Below are 19,984 nucleotides of genomic sequence, written 5' to 3'. Positions count from 1 at the left end.
ATGAGCACAAAATCCTTACAGATAAAGGTTTCGCCGGAGATCGGCAAGGTTTCGGCAAAATATGTTTCTCCCGCGAACCCGGTGTGCGTGATGACGCTGGCGCATGGCGCGGGTGCTGGCATGGACCATCCGTTCATGGAAGCTCTCGCGGAATCGTTGTCCAAAGCCGGCATCGCTACGCTGCGGTTCAATTTCCCATTTACGGAGCAGCAGAAGAAACGGCCCGATTCGCCGGCGGTGGCGCAGGCAGCCATTGCGGCGGCCATCGAAAAAGCGGGCACCCTCGCGCCGGGGATCCCCCTGTTCGCCAGCGGCAAATCTTTCGGCGGCAGAATGACGTCCCAATACATTTCCACCCACCCGGATGCACTGGTGAAAGGGATCGTTTTCTTCGGATTTCCGCTCCACCCCGCCGGTAAACCCTCCATCGACCGTGCCGAACATCTCCACCACATCCACATTCCCATGCTGTTCCTGCAAGGTTCGAAAGACACGCTGGCTACCTGGGACATGATCGCTTCCGTCTGCAAATCGCTCCCCACGGCCACGCTCGAGAAATTCGAAGGGGCAGACCATTCGTTCAAAGCCGGCAAAACCGACGTCATTTCACTGCTGACCGCCGCCACCAAAGCGTGGACCGAAAAGCAGATCTAAACCAGACTGCCTTTGGTAACAATATCATAACCTGCGGTTTACATCGCGGTCATACATCTTCCCTACTCTTGCGCGGTATAAAACCTATCTGATACATGCGCACGAAAATCAAGTACATTTTGCCCATCGCGGCTATGACGGCATTGGCCGCCTGTTCGAAAGACGATGTGAAGAATGACCCCGGGACCGAAATTACCGAAGATCCATCCTCATTCGCGGAAATCGGGTCTATCGACATCGGCGAAGCCGGCGCCGCCGAAATCAGCGCCTACGATCCCGCCACCAAACGCCTCTTCGTGGTGAAGAACGACGGCACCAACATGATCAAGGTGCTCGACCTCACCGATCCCTCCAAAATCACCGACCTGAAAAAGGATATCCTCACCAACGGCGGAAACGTGAACAGTCTGGCCGTAAGCAACGGTAAATTGGCTGCCGCCATCGAGGCTACGAACAAAACGTTGGCCGGCCGGGTAGACGTGTTCAGCACTTCCGACCTTTCCCTCATCAAAACCATCCCTACCGGTGCACTGCCCGATATGGTGACGTTTTCGCCCGACGGTAAGCTCATCCTGACTGCCAACGAAGGCGAGCCCGCTACCGATTACTCCGCCGATCCCGCAGGTACCGTGACCATCATCAACATAGAAAACAACTATACCGCCACGCACCTCGATTTCAGCGGTTTTGCCGCGCAGGAAGCGACGCTTGCCGCTAAGGGATTCCGCAACTTCGGGCCTGCCGGCAGTACTTTCACCGCAGGCATCGAGCCGGAATACATCACCGTTGCCCCGGATTCCAAAACCGCCTGGGTAACGCTGCAGGAAAACAACGCCATCGCGAAAATCGATCTCGCGGCGAAAACCATTACCGACATTTTTCCGCTGGGATTCAAGGATTACAATACAGACGCCAATGCCGTGGACCTGTCTGACAGCGACGGTGGCGTTACCTTCAAAAAATGGCCCGTGAAAGGCATGTACCAGCCCGATGCCATCGCCGTGCTCGTGAATGGCGGCGTGCCGCACCTGTTCACCGCCAACGAAGGAGACGTCCGCGAGTGGGACGCGTATGCCGAAAACAAGCGCATCAAATCCATTTCCCTCGACCCTGCCGTATTCCCCGATGCTGCCGCGCTGAAAGCGGATGCCGTGCTGGGCCGCCTCAACGTTACCAAAACCCTCGGCGATGCTAACGGCGACGGACTGTACGAGGCGCTTTATTCCTTCGGCGCCCGTTCCTTTTCCGTTTGGAACGGCAACACCGGCGCACAACTGTTCGACAGCAAAAACGAACTGGACGTGAAAGCCAAAGAAGCCGGCATTTATGAAGATGGCCGCAGCGACGATAAAAGCATCGAACCGGAAGGCATCGCGCTGGGCGTGATGGGCAAGAAAACCGTTGCGTTCGTAGGCATGGAGCGTGTAGACGCGGTGGCTGTGTACGACGTGACCAACCCCATCAGTCCGCAATTCCTCAACATCCTGAAAGTGGGCGATGCGCCCGAAGGTGTGTTGTTTGTACCGGCGAAGGATAGTCCTACGAAAAAGAGCCTCCTCATCGTGAGCAGCGAAGACGACGGCGTCGTGAAAATATTTACACCGAAAAACTGATATCCATCGTTTTATTGACCAGGCCGGCTCTGCAATTTTTGCGGGGCCGGTTTTTTATGGGGCCTGTTCGGTGACGCCGGGCAGCATGGAAAGGATGATTTCCCGCAGCCGCAGCGCGTTTTCGCGGACGGGACCGTTGTATGCGGAAAGAAATGACAGAATGGGATCGGAAGTGGTCATGATCGGGTGTTGTCAGATGCCAATAATACGGTAAATTAGCCACCGGGAAAAGCGGGACGCCGCGCCCCTGCCCAACATCCGATCCAAATAAATCCATGCCAATTGAGTAGATTCATTTTTCGTAACCCTTTCCTGCTGGCCTTTTCCGTGATTTTAGGGACGGGAGCCGGTAAAGTTTCCGCACAGCGATCAGACAACGTATTTACTTCCGATATCGCACATTTCTGGACGGCTTTCGACAGCGTGCAGGCTACGCAGGACGCTGAGCGCCAGGTCGGGATCATGCAGGTTTTGTATATCGACAAGGGGACCGCCGGGCTGAAGCGTTTCATGCAGCTCCGGAACTTCGACGCGCGCAAGCTCGTGGAAACCATCCGCAAATACCCGAAATTCTGGGCGTCTATCCGTCCGAACACGATGCAGGTGCAGCCCCAGGTGCCCGTCATCCAGCAATACATCGAAAAATTCCGGGAACTGTACCCGGAACTGCGGCCGGCCAACATGTATTTCTCCATCACGGCCATCCGCGCCGCCGGCGTGGCCATCGATTCCACGGCGCTCATCGGCACGGAAATCACCATGGGCAACAAATACACCGATGTGTCGGAGTTCCCGGATAAACGGCTGGCCAATTTCTTCCAGTCGAAGGAAACGAACAACATCATCCCCGTTTCCGTCCATGAATACGTGCATACGCAGCAATCCACCGAAGGGAAGTCCCTCCTCGGGCAATGCATTTACGAAGGCGCCTGCGATTTCGTGACGGAACTGGTGATCGGTGAGCCCCTCACCCATTCCTATATCCTGTATGGCAACAAACATTTGCCCGAACTGAAAGCGCAGTTCCAGAAAGAAATGTATTCCGAAGATTATTCGAACTGGCTGTACAATGGCAATAAGGTAGCCGTGGGCGACCTGGGCTATTTCATGGGATACGCGATCAGCAAGGCCTATTATGAACAGGCGAAAGACAAGAAAAAGGCCCTCCGCGAGATCATCTCCCTGAATTATGCCGATATGAAAGCTGTGACGGGCTTTCTCAATACATCCGGGTTCTACGGGGATAGCGTGTTTTTATTGGGCGGTCATTAATGACCGGGAGATTTCAAATCCGCGCCAGCTTAGCAGCCGGCGCGGATTTTTTATTTGGGGAAAAGGGCCGTTGCGGGTAGGGAGATGAAAAACGTTGAAAATACACTTATTTGTTTTTATCTTACTTACTGCAACACAAGCCCGAAAATTCCATGTCAGTACTATCCCACATCCTCGAGCACAGGATCATCGCCATTGTGCGCGGCGTGAAGCCGGAAAACGTGCTCCCGCTTGCGGAAGCCATGTATGCCGGCGGGATCCGCCTGCTGGAAGTGACGATGAACTCCGAAGATCCGCTACACGTTATCCGCGAAGTGTCCGCAAAAATGGGCGATAAAATGATCATCGGCGCCGGCACCGTCCTGGAAGCACCCACGGCCCGCGAAGCCGCCGCCGCTGGTGCAAAGTTCATCCTCTCTCCCATCCTCGAACCATCGGTGATCGAAACCGCCCGCGAACTGGGGATCGTGAGCATTCCCGGGGCGTACACGGCTACGGAGGTTTACGCGGCCTGGAAGCAGGGTGCGGATATGATCAAGGTATTCCCGGCCACATCTCCCGCTTACATCAGGGATATTTCCGCGCCGCTGCCCAAAATGCACCTCCTGCCAACGGGCGGCATCACGCCCGACAATATCGGGGAATTCCGGAAGGCGGGCGCCGCCGGTTTCGGCATCGGCAGCGCGCTCGTCAACGCCAAAGCGGCCATTACACCGGAATATCTGCAGCAACTGACGGAAAAGTCAAGGCAGTTCGTCCACGCATTACAATCCTGATCCACCATATCGCATGTTATGAAAATCAAAAGCTACGAACTCTTCCAGGTACCGCCGCGCTGGCTGTTCCTTAAAATCGAAACGGATGAAGGCATCACGGGATGGGGAGAGCCCGTCATCGAAGGGAAAGCCGCTACCGTAAAAACCGCGGTAGACGAGTTGATGGAATACCTCACCGGCAAAGATCCCCTGCACATCGAAGACCACTGGAACGTGATGTACCGCGCGGGATTCTATCGCGGCGGGCCTATCCTCATGAGCGCCATCGCCGGTATCGACCAGGCCCTGTGGGACATCAAAGGGAAATACTACAACGCCCCCGTTCACCAGCTCCTCGGCGGCAAAGCGCGCGACCGTATGAAGGTCTATTCCTGGATCGGCGGCGACCGGCCCAACGAAGTCGGCGAAGCCGCCCGCAAAATGGCGGAGCAGGGATTCCTGGCCGTGAAAATGAACGCCACCGAAGAGCTGCAGTACATCGACAGCTACGACAAGATCGACGCCGCCATCCGGCGCATCGCCGCAGTGCGGGAGGCGGGCGGCCCCGGCCTCGGTATCGGGATCGATTTCCATGGGCGGGTACATAAGCCCATGGCAAAAATCCTCGCTAAAGAACTGGAGCCCTTCCGGCCCATGTTCATCGAAGAGCCCGTGCTGCCCGAAAACAACGAAGACCTCCGCGAAATAGCCCGGCACGTGGCCATCCCCATCGCCACCGGCGAGCGGATGTTCTCCAAATGGCAGTTCAAATCCTTGCTGATGGATGGTTACGCAGACATCATCCAGCCCGACGTTTCCCATGCCGGCGGCATCACCGAATGCAAAAAGATCATCTCCATGGCAGAAGCGTTCGATGTGGCGGCGGCGCCGCATTGTCCGCTGGGCCCTATCGCGCTGGCGGCCTGCCTGCAGGTAGACGCTACCTGCCACAACGCGTTCATCCAGGAGCAAAGTCTTGGTATCCACTACAACCAGGGCAGCGATCTGCTCGATTATCTCACCGATAAAACCGTGTTCCAGTACCGCGACGGGTACGTCGATATTCCGTCGAAACCCGGTCTGGGCATCGAAATCAACGAATCTCACGTCAGGAAGATGGCCGAAGAAGGCCACAACTGGCGCAACCCGGTATGGCGGCATACCGATGGCAGTGTGGCCGAATGGTAAACATCGATGCGCATCCGCTTTATGAAAACGATCAATTCCGGCGTTACACCCACCAAAGTCCGCTATCGCGTGCTGCTGCTCGTGTTCGTCAATGTGGTGATCAACTACATGGACCGGAGCAACCTGGCCGTAGCGGCTTCTGAAATCGATAAGGAATTCAAATTTACGCCGGTACAATTGGGGCTGATCTTCTCGGCCTTCAGCTGGACGTACCTCGCCTTCCAGGTGCCCGGCGGCATTCTCGTGAACCGTTTCGCGCCGCGCGCGCTGTATGCCTTCAGCTTGATCGCATGGTCTTTGGCGACGGTCATGCAGGGTTTTGCGCGCGGGTTCGTGACTTTGTTCGGTTTGCGGATGGCCACGGGCGTGTTCGAAGCGCCGGCGTTTCCCATCAACAACCGCGTGGTGAGCAACTGGTTCCCGGACCAGGAGCGCGCTTCGGCGATCGCCGTGTATACTTCCGGGCAGTTTTTAGGGCTGGCTTTCCTCATGCCGGTGCTTTCCACGATCCAGCTGGAATTCGGGTGGCGGGGATTGTTTGTGGTGACGGGCTTGATCGGGATCGTTTGGGGGCTGGTCTGGTGGGTTTGCTACCGCGATCCTGCCGACCATAAAAGCGTGAACGCAGCGGAGCTCGCGCATATCGAGCGCGGCGGCGGATTGCTCGATCAGCAGCAGGCCGGCGAAAAGAAATCTTTCCGTTGGGCGGATTTGAAAGCGGTGCTGTCGTACCGCAAGCTCTGGGGCATTTACATCGGCCAGTTCGCCGTGAATTCGACGTTGTGGTTTTTCCTGACCTGGTTCCCGAAATACCTGGTGGATTACCGCGGCATGGATTTCATCAAATCGGGATATTGGGCGGCAGTGCCTTACCTGGCGGCTTTCGTGGGGATTCTGTGCTCGGGGTTCCTGTCAGACTGGCTCGTGAAAAAAGGCGTTTCTCCGGCCAAGGCGCGCAAACGGCCCATCATCATCGGGTTGCTCGTTTCCGCTACGATCCTGGGCGCCAATTATGTTGATACGCCCGGACTGATCATCTTTTTCATGTCGCTGTCGTTTTTCGGCGTGGGGTTTGCGTCCATCACCTGGATTTTCGTGTCGACGCTGGCGCCGAAGCACCTGATCAACCTAACGGGCGGCGTTTTCAATTTCATCGGGCAATTGGCGGGGATCGTGGTGCCGATCGTGATCGGGCTGCTGGCGAGCGGCGGTAATTTTGCGCCTGCGCTGGTTTTTGTGGCGGTGCTGGGACTGGTGGGCGCGGGCTCGTATTTGTTTTTGGTTGGAAATGTTGAACGGATAATAACGGAACATGAACGATAGATATTTCATTAGTTGCGATTGGGGGACGAGCACCCTGCGGCTGCGGCTGGTCAGCTTCGACGGATTGCGCGTGGTGGCGGAGGAAACTTCGGATGCCGGCATCGCCAAAACTTACCAGCAATGGCAAAGCGTCGGCGGACAGCGGGAAAGCTTCTATGCCGGGATCCTCCGCGGACACTTAACCAACCTGGCGGAAAAGTCGGGCATCGGCCTGGAGGGAAAGATCGTGATGGTTGCAGGGATGGCGACTTCCAGCATCGGGATGACGGAATTGCCGTACGGTGCGCTGCCCATGCCGCTCGATGGCTCCGGATTGGAAACTTATGGTGCAGGGCGTTTCCTGCTCATTTCCGGCGTATCGGGAAATAACGACGTGATGCGCGGCGAAGAAACCAAAGCTATTGGGTGCGCGGCATTTCTGCCGGCCATTCCGGAAGACGTATATCTCCTCATGCCCGGGACGCATCCCAAGCACATCGTGGTCAACAACCACCGCGTAACGGGTTTCAGGACTTTTATGACCGGGGAAATTTTCGGCCTTTTGAGTACGGAAAGCATCCTTTCGGCCTCCGTCAATGCGCATGGAGATGTAGGGCCCGAAGCATGCCGTACAAGGTTCGAAGCCGGTGTCAGGGCCGGGTTTGCGGGGAATCTGCTGCACGAGTTGTTCATGGTGCGCACGAACCAGTTGTTGCAGCACATGGACCCGGTGGAGAACTGGTATTATCTCAGTGGTTTGATGATCGGGGCGGAACTGGTGGCACTTCCGGCCGGGGTGGCCGTTTACCTCGTTTCGGGCCCTGCACACGAAACATTGTATTCCCTGGCCTGCGAAACCCTCCGTATCCCCATCGCCGCTACTATCGATGCGGACGAGGCGCTCATCCGCGGACAATTCACCGTTCTTTCCACGATGATGCCCCATCCTCCCGAAAATCTTTCGTCCATCTAAAATGCTTCCCCATCGCGCAGCCAATGGTGTTTATTCCGGAAACCCGCCTGGGTCTGCGTCATCCTGACCATCGAAAGCTTTATCACCAGCACCTTTCCGTCGATCAGCATGGAAATGGGGAATTGTTTGTAGTACATCGCCGCAGCTTTCGCCTGCGTGGCCTCGTCTTCCACCACCTCGCCTTCGAATTGAGCCCCCGCATTGAAATGCAGGGACGTTTTTTCTCCTAGAATCGTACCCGCCACAGTGATGCCGTTTTCAAACAGGCTAACCTGCCGGCTACCGGGCGATGACTTAAACATGAGCAACCAGTTCTCAGGATCGAAGCCGTAAAAGCAATTGAAGCAAAACGGCCGTCCTGCCTGCACGGCAGCGATGGTGGCTACCTGGCGCCGTTCGAGGAAAGATCGTATGATGAGCGTTTCATTTTTCATGTGCGTGCCGCCTGCGGCGGATTTCAGTTGTTATTTAATGAAGTTCCTGAACCGATGGGCCCGCCGCCATTACCGCATCAACACCACCACGGCGCCCATCAGTCCGGCGAAGGCGATCAGCAACGCTTTCCAGCCGAGGTTGGCGGATTTCATGTCCATAAAGTAAAATGCGACCAACAGGAACTTGGCCACCGAGAAGCCCATGATGGCCGATGAAAGCCCGGGCCATTCCTTCGCGTAGCCGACGGCGAAAGTCATCAGTCCTGCCGTCAGCAGTAAAACAATCCAGATCATATGAATGCGGATCATGCGGGAAAATTTAAAAGATGAGATATAAAACAGGGAACAGCAATAACCAGATGAGATCGCAAAGGTGCCAGAACGCGGCGCCCGTTTCGAGCTGCGGCAGGGCAATATCCTTCGGTTTCTTCGGTTCCGTATTCGCATGCCCTTGATAGCATCTTGCAGATTAATGACACAAAAATAATTGGCCGGATAATAAAGGACAAATATATCCTCTTATTTCTTTCATGATTTTTGTCATCTCCCCGATCAGGCTTGCTGCTGGTGGTTTTCGGGAGGAATGACGGTGGTTATGCCCCGGGATATTTTACGTTAATTAAGGACAATCGACTCTTTTTATAAGTAAATTTGAGGGCCCTTCAGACTTATAAACCGGGCGGTTAATTATGGAAAGTATCATGCGTGAGCGGCGTGCGGGGAACTGGGTCCGCATCAGTCTCTTCAACCTGTTGGTGGTTTCGTTGTTCGGATTGCTGATGCGGTACAAGATCGTGTTTTCGTTACCGGGATTGAACCAGAAATTCCTCCTGCATGCGCACTCCCATTTCGCGTTCGGCGGCTGGGTGAGCCTGTTGCTGATGGTGTTGATGGTGCGGGCGCTCCCGGCGTCGGTCCCGGGGAAATACGCCCGTCACTTCCACCGCCTGCTGATCGCCTGGCTGGTGTGCGCATACGGGATGCTGGTAACGTTTACGCTGCAGGGATACGCCTTTGCGTCGATACTGTTCTCTACGGCGGCTGTGGTATTATCGTTCGTGTTTGCCATATCGTATTTCCGTGCATTGAAGGCGGTTCCAGGGCTTGCGGGCGCCCGTTGGCTGAAAGCTGCGCTGGTATGGAATATGCTATCGGCCATCGGCACTTCCTGCCTGAGTTTGCTCATGGCCACGCATACGGCCAACCAGGAAGCTTACCTGGCTTCCATTTACTGGTATCTCCATTTCCAATACAACGGCTGGTTCTTCTTCGCCTGTATGGGCCTGTTCATTCGCTATCTCCATGCACGAAACATCGCGCTGCCGGGGGAAAAGATGGTGTTCGGGCTGTTTTTGTGGAGTTGTTTGCCAGCTTATGGATTATCGGTGCTTTGGCTGAAGCTACCTGCCGCCGCTATTGCGATTGCCGGTATGAGCGCCGTGGCGCAGGCGCTGGGATGGAGTTTGCTGCTGCGGGGGATTTTCAGGTCGATGCGCCAGCTCCTTCCTCAGTTATCGAAACTTTCTGCCATGATGTTGTCGGTAGCGGGATTGGCGTTCACGGTCAAAATCATATTGCAGCTCGCTTCCGCCGATCCCTCCCTCAGTGCGATCGCTTTCGGCTCCCGGACGATCGTTATCACTTATCTGCACCTGGTTTTGCTGGTAGGGATCAGTTTGTTTTTGATGGGGCTTGTGGTGGCGGAGGGCTTGCTGCCGGTTTCCAGGTACGTGCAGGCGGGCGCGGTAGCGTTCACCGCCGGCGTGGTGCTGAACGAATTGCTCCTGGCCGCGCAAAGCATCGGCGGATTGCTGTACTTCCCGCTGCCAGGGATATTCGAATCGCTATTGGGCGTGTCAGTATTGATGAGCGCGGGTTTGGGGATGATGAACGCGGGGTGGACGCGTGTTGCCCGTTTGCAGGCTTTGCCTGTTCATGCGGGAAAACAATAAATCCGGTATCCTGGAGGATGAATTTCTTTCCGTTTCACCAGTTGCTGCAACCATGGTACCAGCATATTGCCGGCGCCAAATGATATGTCCGCAAGCGCAGCGGGAATCGCGCCGGTAGCATCCGTTTCCCTTCCTAAATGCACTGCTTTCAACAAGACATCGGAACAACTCCCGGTTTCCAGGATGAACTATTTGGCATAATCAGATTTTATCTATCGCGCCGCAGCCACCCCGTTCTTTTCCGCAGCAGCACTCCGGTTTTCTTCGAATTGCTTCCTGTTCAACCGCATCAACCAGTTGCGCAACGGCTCATCATACAACCGCAGCGCCAGGTACCCCATCAACAGACTGGCCACAAACACACAAGCCGCCACTACATAAATCTCCTGCTGCCCGGGCTTCGCCTTCGCCATCCAGTTCCCGAAACCCCACACCATCCAGATATGCGTCATGTACAATGGATAAGACAATCGGCCCGTGAACTGGCAAAATCCACGCAGCCAGCCACTCACGCTTGCTCCGGCTCCGAGCGACAGCAACAAAGGGAAAACGATCATCACCAGCGCCATTTCCAGGATCCAGTCGTTGTTGAAATGCGGGTATATAAACACGCCGATCAGCAAAAGCCCCAGCACCGCGAAGTTCCATTTGTTGCGGATGGTCCAGTTGAAACGGTAAACGGTCAATCCCGCCAGGAAGGAGAAAAATACCCGCGCAAAACCATCCGGGAACGTAGGCGCGTCCCAGCCGGTGATGATCCATCCGCGATGGGCCGCCACGGCACATATCCACACCGCGGAAATACCGAGCAGTACCAGGAGCCAGCGTTTCGGCAGGCGAAGCAACACTAGTCCGTAGAAGATATTGATGAGATATTCCATCAGCAGCGACCATGCCGGGGTGTTGTAGGGGAAGAGTCCCTCCGCCCTGCCGGGCAGCCAGGGGTATGGCAGCATCAGCAACGAACAGAGAAACGCCAGCAACACCGCGCCCAGTCCGGCTTCGGCCATATTGGCGGCACCGGTGAACGGGTCCCAGATGTAACCGATCAGCCCGATCACACTGCCCCAGATCACCATCGGGTGCAGGCGGATGAGTCGGTTGCGGAAGAAGGTTTTAAGGCCCAGTTGCGGCGCACGGCCGTCGTACGCATACCCGATCACGAAACCCGACAGGCAAAAGAAGAAATCCACCGCCAGGTACCCGTGCCCGATGGGGCTTTTCGTATAGTCGGGCGTAATGAATTCGTACAGGTGAAATATGACGATCGAAATGGCGGCAAGGCCACGCAATCCGTCCAGCACATCGTAGTGCTGCCGCGATTGTAGCAGATTTTTGGTTTCCATGTCCGCATAAAATAGCTTTCCCACAGCTAATTCGGAAACATGGGACAAGATTGTGAGGGTTTTGGTTAAAAATATATCAATGGGGCAATAAAAAAAGCAGCCTCCGTTCGGAGACTGCTTTTCATATATCGGATTTGTTTGCCTTATTTGAGATCGAAGCGGTCGAGGTTCATTACTTTGTTCCAGGCCGCCACGAAATCGTTCACGAATTTCTGCTGTCCGTCCGAACTGCCGTAGAGTTCTGCGATGGCGCGCAGTTCCGCATTGGAGCCGAAAACGAGATCGGCGCGGGTGGCGCTCCATTTCGGTTTGCCGGTAGCGCGGTCTGTACCTTCGTAAATCTCCCGGGCGTCCGACGTCGCTTTCCAGGCCGTGTTCATATCGAGCAGGTTCACGAAGAAATCGTTCGTGAGCTGGCCGGGCTTGCTGGTAAACATGCCGTAGTTCGATCCGTCGAAGTTGGTACCGAGCACGCGCAGCCCGCCAACGAGCACGGTGAGCTCCGGCGCGGTGAGCGTGAGGAGTTGCGCTTTGTCGATCAGCAGCTCTTCCGTGGAAACCGGGAATTGCGGCTTGCGGTAGTTCCGGAAGCCATCGGCGATGGGCTCCAGGAAACCTACGGATTCAACGTCTGTCTGTTCCTGCGAAGCGTCCATCCTGCCGGGCGTGAACGGCACTTTCACGGCGTTCCCCGCGTCTTTGGCGGCTTTCTCCACACCAGCAGCACCGGCGAGCACGATCAGGTCGGCGATGGATACTTTCTTGCCGTTTTTCTGCGCGCCGTTGAAAGCTTGCTGGATGGCTTCCAGTTTGCCCAGCACTTTTTGCAGTTGCGGCGGATTGTTGACGTTCCAGAATTTCATGGGCGCGAGGCGGATGCGGGCGCCGTTGGCACCGCCGCGTTTGTCCGAGCCGCGGAAAGTGGAAGCCGAAGCCCATGCCGTAGTAACGAGCTCGGATACACTGAGGCCGCTGGCGAGCACCTGCGCTTTGAGGTCGGCGATGTCTTTATCGTCTATCAGCGGATGGTCGACCGCCGGGATGGGATCCTGCCAGAGGAGCACTTCCGCCGGAACGTCTGCCCCGAGGTAACGGGAGCGCGGGCCCATGTCGCGGTGCGTGAGCTTGAACCATGCACGGGCGAATGCGTCGGCGAACGCGTCGGGGTTTTCGAGGAATTTACGGGAGATTTTCTCGTAAATGGGATCGAAGCGGAGCGACAGGTCGGTCGTGAGCATGGTGGGTTTATGTTTCTTACCGCTGTCGAACGCATCTGGGATAATGTCTCCCGCGTTTTTAGCGACCCACTGGTGCGCGCCGGCCGGGCTCTTGGTGAGTTCCCATTCGAATGCGAAGAGGTTTTCGAAGAAGTTGTTGCTCCATTTCGTGGGCGTGGTGGTCCAGGTTACTTCGAGGCCGCTGGTGATGGCATCTGCACCTTTACCGGAGCCGAAGGAGTTGTGCCAGCCGAGGCCCTGCAGCGCGAGGTCTGCCGCTTCGGGTTCCGCGCCAACGTGCGTGGCAGGCGCTGCGCCGTGGGTTTTGCCGAAGCTGTGGCCACCGGCGATGAGGGCTACGGTTTCTTCGTCGTTCATCGCCATTCTGCCGAAGGTGTCGCGGATGTCTTTTGCCGCGGCAATGGGATCGGGATTGCCGTCCGGTCCTTCGGGGTTTACGTATATAAGGCCCATTTGCACCGCAGCGAGGGGTTTTTCCAGGTTGCGGGAATGGTGCATTTGTCCTTTGTCGTCGTCAGACGATAATACGCCATGGTTTTCCTCTACGCCGGGCGACCCGTCCGCATACCTGATATCGCCGCCGAGCCAGGTGGTCTCGGAGCCCCAGTACACGTCTTCGTCCGCTTCCCAGCGGTCTTCGCGGCCGCCGGCGAAGCCGAAGGTTTTGAAGCCCATGGATTCGAGGGCGATGTTGCCGGTGAGGATGAGCAGGTCGGCCCAGGAAATCTTGTTCCCGTATTTCTGTTTGATGGGCCACAGGAGCCTGCGGGCTTTATCGAGGCTTACATTGTCTGGCCAGGAATTGAGTGGCGCGAATCGCTGTTGTCCGGACCCGGCGCCGCCGCGGCCGTCGCCCACGCGGTAGGTGCCCGCGCTATGCCAGGCCATGCGGATGAAAAGGCCGCCGTAATGCCCGAAGTCGGCGGGCCACCAGTCTTGCGAGTCGGTCATCAGGGCATGGAGATCCTTCTTAACCGCTTCCAGATCGAGGGATTTGAAAGCTTCGGCATAGTTGAAGTTTTTGTCCATCGGGTTAGACAGCGAAGAATGCTGCCTGAGGATGTTCAGCTTCAGCTGGTTGGGCCACCAGTCGCGGTTCTTGGTGCCTCCGCCGCCTACGTTGTGTTTCATGCTGCCGTTGTGGAACGGGCATTTGCTGATGTCGTTGGATTCTTTCCCCATGTGTAAAAAGGTTTTTGCGTATTAAAAGGAACAATTTCCGGTACGTTGATGTTCGGCGGTAAAAATAGCCGTTTATGGATATAAAGAAAATTGATTGATTCGATCATTCAATAGATTCACTCTATTTGATTGACTGGCAGCGGGTTTGAGGTGAGCCATCATCGTAATTTAAGATATATCTGATAACATTAATCGAAATCGGTGAAAGAAAACAGCGATGGATAGCAATTTTAACTTTTTCATCAGTCGATATACATGCTTCATTTTCAGCCGTTTCACACCTCTTCAAAAAAATATGTAGCCAAATGGCAAAATAAATTTGTGTAGTTATATAGCTACGCTTATATTTGTAGTCAAATAGCTACATTATGAATCTGAGAAGAGATGTTTTTCAGGCAATCGCGGACCCGACAAGGCGGGCCATTCTGATGCTGGTAGCCTCCCAGTCAATGACCGCCGGTGCTATCGCCGCCAATTTCGACACGGCGCGGCCCACGGTTTCCAAGCACCTGGCCATCCTCACCGAATGCGAATTGCTGGAGCCGGAGCAGAGCGGGCGGGAAGTCATATATCACCTCAATCCAAAAAAAATGAAAGAGATCGCGGATTTCATCGAACCATTCCGGCAGTTATGGGAAGACAGGTTCAACAAGCTTGAAGCGATCATGAAAAACTATAAACCTAAAAAATAGTATCTTATGGAACGAAAAACCAAACTCACCGCCGAAGAAGGCAAACAGGAACTGGTGATCACCCGGGAATTCGATTTGCCGCTGGAACTGCTCTTTAAAGCGTATGAAGATCCCGAGATCGTGGAGCAATGGATGGGCACAAAGGTCCTCAAGCTGGAAAACCACGCCCACGGCGGCTGGCAATATGAAACCAGCGATCCCAAAGGTAACGTGGTATTCAGGGCCAATGGCGTTATCCATGACTTTGTTCCGGAACAGCGCATCACCCGTACGTTCGAGATGGAGAACACCCCGTTCCCCGTGCAGCTGGAGTTCTTCGAATTCGAATCGCTTTCCCCCAGCACCAGCAGACTGGTCATGAAAATCGTTTATAAATCCGTGGCCGACCGCGACCAGATGCTGAAACTCCCCTTCGCCCAGGGTATCAATATGGCGCACAACAAACTGCAGGAAGTCGTTAACAAACTTAAATAATCCATCATGGCACACATCGTCACCAATCCGAAAGTAGACGCCTTCATCGGCCGTGAAGATAAATGGCAGGAAGCCTTCGAATCGCTGCGCGACATTTTACTCGATTGCCAGCTGACCGAAACATTGAAATGGGGCAATCCCTGTTACACGTATCAGAACGTAAACGTAGTGCTGATGCATGGTTTCAAGGATTATTGCGCCTTGTTGTTCTTCAAGGGCTCCCTCCTCCCCGATCCGAACGGCCTGCTCGTGCAGCAGACGGAAAACGTGCAGGTAGGCCGGCAACTCCGGTTCACCAGTGCCAAAGACATCCAGAAACTGAAAGCGGTCATCCGCAACTATATCCACGACGCCATCCAGGTGGAAGCGCAGGGATTGGAGCCGCAGTATAAAAAAGTCGCGGAGTTCGCGGTGGCGGAAGAATTCCAGGTGAAGCTGGACAAAAGCGCCGCGCTCCGCAAAGCCTTCGAATCGCTTACGCCCGGCCGGCAGCGCGCATACCTCCTCTACTTCTCGTCCGCCAAACAGGCGAAAACCCGCGCCGCCCGCGTGGAAAAATATATCCCGCAAATCATGGACGGCAAAGGCCTCGACGATTGATCCAACTTTTCCTTACACACACACACACACTCACACACACACTTATTATGAAAAAAAGCAGCAAAATCATTTACTGGATCGCCACCATCTGGCTGGCTTTGGGCATGCTTTCCGGTGGCATCATGCAATTGATCCAATATAAGGACTCCGTGCAGGGCATCATGCACCTGGGATATCCCGCATACTTCGTGTCGCTCCTCGGCGTCTGGAAAATCCTCGGCGTAGTGGCGCTGCTCGTGCCCGGCTTCCCTGTGGTGAAGGAATGGGCGTACGCGGGCTTTTTCTTCGCCATGTCTGGCGCAGTGATTTCGCATGTGATTTCCGGGGATGGATTCGCGCAGATAGCGCCTTCCCTCTTCGCATTGATCCTCACCGTGATTTCGTGGTACTTCCGGCCGGTGAGCCGCAGGGTGCCGGTGGTCGCATAAACATCTAACCTGACGCATGAAGCGGCAACGGGAAGTTCCTGTTGCCGCTTTTTTTATTGCGGTTTCCCCATCCCATAGCCCCTTTTTGCCACCGGCGTTGTCCTGTTACCGTGTTGATGCTCCAACCGGTAACCCGGCTACTCTTTTGTTTTCACGCATCTTTATCCGAAACCCAAAAAAATGCCAAAATCATGAAAATCAAGCTCCTGTTGAGCGGTTGCGCCTTTGCGATGAGCGCAATGCTCTGCTCCTGCGGCAAGGAAAAAGTCGGAACGTCCGACGCCGCCCCCAGACCCGATCAGACACTGTCCGCCCTCCCGCCCGCTTCTTCCTATTCCGTTCCACTCGCCGGCAACGGCTACGTCACCACCCTCGCTGCCGGCGGCGCGGAAGTGATCACCAGCAACGGCCTCGGCAACTGGACCAGCGCCAGCAGCATCGCCAGCGCCTGGTTCCGGCTCGCGCAAACCGGCACGCTGAACGTGTCTATCCGCGCCAAGGTACCCTCGGGCACCAGTACCATCCAGGTGACCGTCAACGGTACCAATTTCACGAAAACCCTGACCGGTTCCTCCTACGCCACGCATTCCATCGGCTCCGTGACCATCGCGGCAGCTGGATATGTACGGGTAGATCTGAAAGGGATTTCCAAAACCGGCAGCTACTTCGGCGATGTGTCTGACATCATCATCAGCGGCGCATCCACGGCCAGCGACGTCGTGTACGCCAACGATCCCGCCAATTATTACTGGAGCCGTCGCGGCCCCTCCGTGCATATGGGCTATACCATTCCCGCGGGGAACACGGCCGAGTGGTTCTATAACGAAATGACCATCCCATCCGGCGAAGACCCAATAGGCTCCTATTTCATGAGCAACGGTTTCTCGCAAGGCTATTTCGGGATACAGGTCAACAGCGCCACCGAGCGCCGCGTTCTCTTCTCCGTCTGGGACCCCAGCTCCGGCAAAACCACCCTCGTCCGCAAAGGCCCCAACGTGGTCGATAATACGTTCGGGGGCGAAGGCACCGGCGGACAAAGCTACCTGGTCTTCAACTGGGCTGCAGGTACCACTTACCGGTTCCTGACGCAGATCAAGCCCGACGGAACGGGCGCTTCGCTGTTCTCGTCGTGGATTTACACGCCCGAAACATCGTCGTGGCGCTTCATCGCCACCTGGAAGCGCCCCAATACCGTGACGTATTATACCGGGGCGCATTCCTTCCTTGAAAATTTCATCGATACCCGTGGCTACCTCGGCCGGAAAGTACGGTACAACAACCAATGGGTCCGCAATACCGCAGGCACCTGGGTTGAGCTGACGCAGGGCCGGTTCACGACGGATGCGACCGGCACCAACGATCAGCGCCGCGATTACGCCGGCGGGCTCGACAGTGGCAGTTTCTACCTGCGGAACGGTGGTTATTTCGTTACGTCTACCGCATATGGATCTACGTTTACGCGGCCAGCGCTCGGTGTGGCGCCCACCGTCAACCTGGCTACCTTGCCATAATCGGGGCATGCGGTTGGAGCATGGAAAAATCCGCCCGGGAGTGCCGGGCGGATTTTTTATGTCGTGTAATGAGAATGCTGGATCAGATGAGCCCGCGGCGGATGGCTTCTTTCACGAGGCCGACGGTGTTTTTGACCCGCAGTTTGTGGATGATGTTCTGGCGATGGGTTTCCACGGTACGGAGGCTGATGCAAAGACGCGCGGCGATCTCGGGATTGGACAGTTCTTCGGCGATGAGCTGGAGGATGTCTTTTTCGCGCCGGGTGAGGGGGATTTCGTACCGGCTAACGGGATGCTCGGCCAGGGCTTCCTGGACAAGGCCGTTGCGGATGTAATCGTCGATGTACTTCTCTCCTTCCATCACCTTGCCGATCGCGGTAAAAAGCGCGTCCATCCCCGAATTCTTGACCAGGTAGCCCGCCGCGCCGCTGCGGATCATTTGTTTGACATAAGCGGGCGTATCATGGCTGGTGAGCACCACTATCCGGATGTCGGGGAATTGCTTATGGATTTTGCGGCAAAGCTCGGGGCCGGAAAGGCCGGGCATCTGGATGTCCAGCAGCAGCACGTCCGGCTGTCGGGTCTGCAGCTGCTCCCACAGCGAATCGCCGTCCTGCGCCTGGAACAGTATCTGAAAATCGGGGCGCGTGGCCAGCATGGCGCGTAATCCGTTCACGACGATGAGATGGTCGTCTGCAATGGCGATGTTAATGCTATTGGACATGCAAATTTATTTATGGATAGCGGATGTTTTGAGACCAGGGATGTGCATCGGGGCTGATTTCGCGGCAAAAATAACAGGATTCGGCCCATTAAAAGTAAGTGTTTTACGTAGAATAATATTTACGTTGCCGCACGGTAGCCCGGCGGCGGGTTTCGTGGTTCCTTTGCATTCGAATTTATGGTGCCGTTTTCCCGACAAAGCAACGGAGCGGCACATCACGAAACCAAGAACCCCATGCCAAAAATTACTTTTATTATCGCCAGCCTCATCAGCCTGGCATCCCTCACAGGTTTTGCGCAGGAGCTGCGCCCGCGGACCGTCGGCGAAGACCGTTTCTGGAAGAAAGCGGACGCAGTGGTGAGGAGCGCCATCTCCCATACACCGGGCAATGGTTGGGAGATTTCCGCGGAAACGGCCGACGATTCCGGGTTTCAGCCGGATAAAACCTGGGCGAAGGATAAAGGCCCATATTCCTATGTCTACGAAATCACTTTCGTCCTCAACCCCGAAATCGTAAAAGTCCGACTGGATTCCGTAGCGCAGCTCGTGGTTACAGCGCCCGAACGGGCCGACGAGCTGGTCAGGCAAATGGAACGGATTTCCGCAGAAGCGCAATGCCGTATCGTGATGATCGTGAATTCGAATTACAGTGCGCTGGGATTTTGTGCCGGGAAGCCCTCCTTTCCCACGTACCCCGCTACCACGGCCGCTGTTCGCGTGCCGGCGGGCGCTTCCTGCGATGCGGCGACCATGCTCCTCATCGGCAAATTTGCCAAAACCGCGACGGATATGCTCGACGGGCAGTCGGGCACCGTATCGGCCAACGGGATATTGACGGGCGGAGGGGCGTTTACGCTGCACAATGTCGAGATCAAGTTCAGGGCTACGCCGGAAGTGGCGGATTTTTTCATCCGGAAAACGGACGTCGCCGGATTGGCGGCCCTGGTCGGCACAAGCCTCCAGTAACCGGTTTCCACTTCCATCCAATCGAAAACAAATAAACCCCGATACAATGAAAAATTTCCTGTTATTCCTGGGAATCCTCACTTGCCTGGGATTCCAGCAATGTAAAAAAGACGACGCAAAAGAGCAGGACCCGTACGCCGGCGTCCCCTCCAGCCGGGTGCCCACGCAACTGAGCGGGGTACTTTGGTTCAGCGGCACCCTGTCGGCCATCTCTTATTTCGACCGCGACGGCCATCATCTCGGCAACGACTACGAAGCCGGCCGCGAATACCAGTTCCAGGAAAAAGACGGCAAAGGCCGCATGGTATTTTTCCAGTACCTGGGCCTGCGCACCTCCAGTTCCTGTGTTACCGAGCACTTCACACGGCTCGAGGGCTCGGTGGTGTTCGAAGGCGACCTGTTCACATTCTACCCCGTGAAAGGCGAGTACAAAACCGTGAAAGATAAATGTTCTACCGGCAATGGCGTTACCAAACGTGCCGCCGCCAACGACGATCTGAAGCCCATAAATTATCGCTGGGAAATAAAAATCATAGATGGGGAGCGATTATTCTATACCTATGAAGAACAGGACACGGCGCATGAAGCGGCCTTGTTCGTATACAGAATGACAGAATGATTGGGAGCATGCGGAGAGAAGGCAGGCAATTGTAAGATGATGATGCACAACCCTGCCGCAT

At 55.6% G+C, this 19,984-nt stretch carries 21 protein-coding genes; 15 read left to right on the top strand and 6 right to left on the bottom strand.

What is annotated here, in order from left to right; genetic code table 11:
* Together WJU22_RS18715 and WJU22_RS18710 are read left to right on the top strand one after the other, a co-directional pair.
* Nucleotides 1-654: an alpha/beta family hydrolase gene (locus WJU22_RS18715; protein WP_341839691.1), complete on the top strand. Its 654-nt coding sequence runs from the start codon at nt 1-3 to the stop codon at nt 652-654.
* Between the two features lie 95 nt (nt 655-749).
* Complete coding sequence (locus WJU22_RS18710; protein WP_341839690.1) at nt 750-2,267, top strand: choice-of-anchor I family protein; 1,518 nt, start codon at nt 750-752, stop codon at nt 2,265-2,267.
* Nucleotides 2,268-2,321: 54 nt separating this feature from the next.
* Here the strand turns inward: WJU22_RS18710 and WJU22_RS18705 are convergent, their stop codons facing one another.
* Nucleotides 2,322-2,447, bottom strand: a complete 126-nt coding sequence (locus WJU22_RS18705; protein ID WP_341839689.1) for a hypothetical protein — start codon at nt 2,445-2,447, stop codon at nt 2,322-2,324.
* Nucleotides 2,448-2,549: 102 nt separating this feature from the next.
* Between WJU22_RS18705 and WJU22_RS18700 the strand changes: the two genes are divergently transcribed.
* From WJU22_RS18700 to WJU22_RS18680, 5 genes are all read left to right on the top strand, one after another.
* Complete coding sequence (locus tag WJU22_RS18700; RefSeq protein ID WP_341839688.1) at nt 2,550-3,539, top strand: DUF2268 domain-containing putative Zn-dependent protease; 990 nt, start codon at nt 2,550-2,552, stop codon at nt 3,537-3,539.
* 152 nt (nt 3,540-3,691) lie between these two features.
* The gene (locus tag WJU22_RS18695; RefSeq protein ID WP_341839687.1) at nt 3,692-4,315 is read left to right on the top strand and encodes a bifunctional 4-hydroxy-2-oxoglutarate aldolase/2-dehydro-3-deoxy-phosphogluconate aldolase; all 624 of its coding nucleotides are present in this window, start codon (nt 3,692-3,694) and stop codon (nt 4,313-4,315) included.
* Nucleotides 4,316-4,333: 18 nt separating this feature from the next.
* A complete protein-coding gene (gene dgoD, locus WJU22_RS18690; RefSeq protein ID WP_341839686.1) occupies nt 4,334-5,482 on the top strand; it encodes a galactonate dehydratase in 1,149 nt (382 codons plus the stop codon).
* Between the two features lie 21 nt (nt 5,483-5,503).
* Nucleotides 5,504-6,805: an MFS transporter gene (locus WJU22_RS18685; protein ID WP_341839685.1), complete on the top strand. Its 1,302-nt coding sequence runs from the start codon at nt 5,504-5,506 to the stop codon at nt 6,803-6,805.
* Nucleotides 6,795-7,757 (top strand): 2-dehydro-3-deoxygalactonokinase, encoded by a 963-nt coding sequence (locus tag WJU22_RS18680; RefSeq protein WP_341839684.1) that lies wholly within the window; start codon nt 6,795-6,797, stop codon nt 7,755-7,757. Before WJU22_RS18685 ends, WJU22_RS18680 begins: the two co-directional genes overlap by 11 nt.
* Here WJU22_RS18680 and WJU22_RS18675 read toward each other — a convergent pair.
* Together WJU22_RS18675 and WJU22_RS18670 are read right to left on the bottom strand one after the other, a co-directional pair.
* Entirely contained in the window at nt 7,754-8,191 is a 438-nt protein-coding gene (locus WJU22_RS18675) for a hypothetical protein (protein WP_341839683.1), read from the bottom strand. The genes WJU22_RS18680 and WJU22_RS18675 overlap by 4 nt on opposite strands.
* 69 nt (nt 8,192-8,260) lie before the next feature.
* Entirely contained in the window at nt 8,261-8,500 is a 240-nt protein-coding gene (locus WJU22_RS18670) for a cytochrome C oxidase subunit IV family protein (RefSeq protein WP_341839682.1), read from the bottom strand.
* Nucleotides 8,501-8,880: 380 nt separating this feature from the next.
* Here WJU22_RS18670 and WJU22_RS18665 point away from each other — a divergent pair, with 380 nt between their 5' ends.
* Nucleotides 8,881-10,143 (top strand): hypothetical protein, encoded by a 1,263-nt coding sequence (locus tag WJU22_RS18665; RefSeq protein WP_341839681.1) that lies wholly within the window; start codon nt 8,881-8,883, stop codon nt 10,141-10,143.
* Nucleotides 10,144-10,355: 212 nt separating this feature from the next.
* On the opposite strand, the gene WJU22_RS18660 is transcribed toward WJU22_RS18665, so the two are convergent.
* Entirely contained in the window at nt 10,356-11,489 is a 1,134-nt protein-coding gene (locus WJU22_RS18660; RefSeq protein ID WP_341839680.1) for an acyltransferase, read from the bottom strand.
* A gap of 143 nt (nt 11,490-11,632) precedes the next feature.
* Complete coding sequence (katG, locus tag WJU22_RS18655; protein WP_341839679.1) at nt 11,633-13,909, bottom strand: catalase/peroxidase HPI; 2,277 nt, start codon at nt 13,907-13,909, stop codon at nt 11,633-11,635.
* A gap of 368 nt (nt 13,910-14,277) precedes the next feature.
* Between katG and WJU22_RS18650 the strand changes: the two genes are divergently transcribed.
* The 5 genes from WJU22_RS18650 to WJU22_RS18630 all read left to right on the top strand — a co-directional run bounded on the left by WJU22_RS18650 (nt 14,278) and on the right by WJU22_RS18630 (nt 17,614).
* Entirely contained in the window at nt 14,278-14,601 is a 324-nt protein-coding gene (locus tag WJU22_RS18650) for a metalloregulator ArsR/SmtB family transcription factor (RefSeq protein WP_341839678.1), read from the top strand.
* A gap of 6 nt (nt 14,602-14,607) precedes the next feature.
* On the top strand, nt 14,608-15,075 hold the full coding sequence (locus tag WJU22_RS18645) for an SRPBCC family protein (RefSeq protein ID WP_341839677.1): 468 nt from the start codon (nt 14,608-14,610) through the stop codon (nt 15,073-15,075).
* A 6-nt stretch (nt 15,076-15,081) separates the two neighbouring features.
* Entirely contained in the window at nt 15,082-15,675 is a 594-nt protein-coding gene (locus WJU22_RS18640; protein ID WP_341839676.1) for a YdeI/OmpD-associated family protein, read from the top strand.
* 47 nt (nt 15,676-15,722) lie between these two features.
* The gene (locus tag WJU22_RS18635) at nt 15,723-16,103 is read left to right on the top strand and encodes a DoxX family protein (protein ID WP_341839675.1); all 381 of its coding nucleotides are present in this window, start codon (nt 15,723-15,725) and stop codon (nt 16,101-16,103) included.
* A gap of 191 nt (nt 16,104-16,294) precedes the next feature.
* Nucleotides 16,295-17,614 carry a DUF3472 domain-containing protein gene (locus WJU22_RS18630; RefSeq protein ID WP_341839674.1) on the top strand — a complete coding sequence of 440 codons (1,320 nt, stop codon included), beginning with the start codon at nt 16,295-16,297 and terminating at the stop codon, nt 17,612-17,614.
* Nucleotides 17,615-17,696: 82 nt separating this feature from the next.
* Here WJU22_RS18630 and WJU22_RS18625 read toward each other — a convergent pair whose 3' ends face one another.
* Complete coding sequence (locus WJU22_RS18625) at nt 17,697-18,338, bottom strand: response regulator transcription factor (RefSeq protein WP_341839673.1); 642 nt, start codon at nt 18,336-18,338, stop codon at nt 17,697-17,699.
* A 234-nt stretch (nt 18,339-18,572) separates the two neighbouring features.
* Here WJU22_RS18625 and WJU22_RS18620 point away from each other — a divergent pair, with 234 nt between their 5' ends.
* Nucleotides 18,573-19,304: a hypothetical protein gene (locus WJU22_RS18620; protein WP_341839672.1), complete on the top strand. Its 732-nt coding sequence runs from the start codon at nt 18,573-18,575 to the stop codon at nt 19,302-19,304.
* 46 nt (nt 19,305-19,350) lie between these two features.
* Complete coding sequence (locus tag WJU22_RS18615) at nt 19,351-19,923, top strand: hypothetical protein (protein WP_341839671.1); 573 nt, start codon at nt 19,351-19,353, stop codon at nt 19,921-19,923.
* Nucleotides 19,924-19,984 lie beyond the last annotated feature (61 nt).

The organism is Chitinophaga caseinilytica (genome assembly GCF_038396765.1).
Taxonomy (GTDB): domain Bacteria; phylum Bacteroidota; class Bacteroidia; order Chitinophagales; family Chitinophagaceae; genus Chitinophaga; species Chitinophaga caseinilytica.
This window is presented reverse-complemented; position numbering and strand designations above follow the sequence as displayed.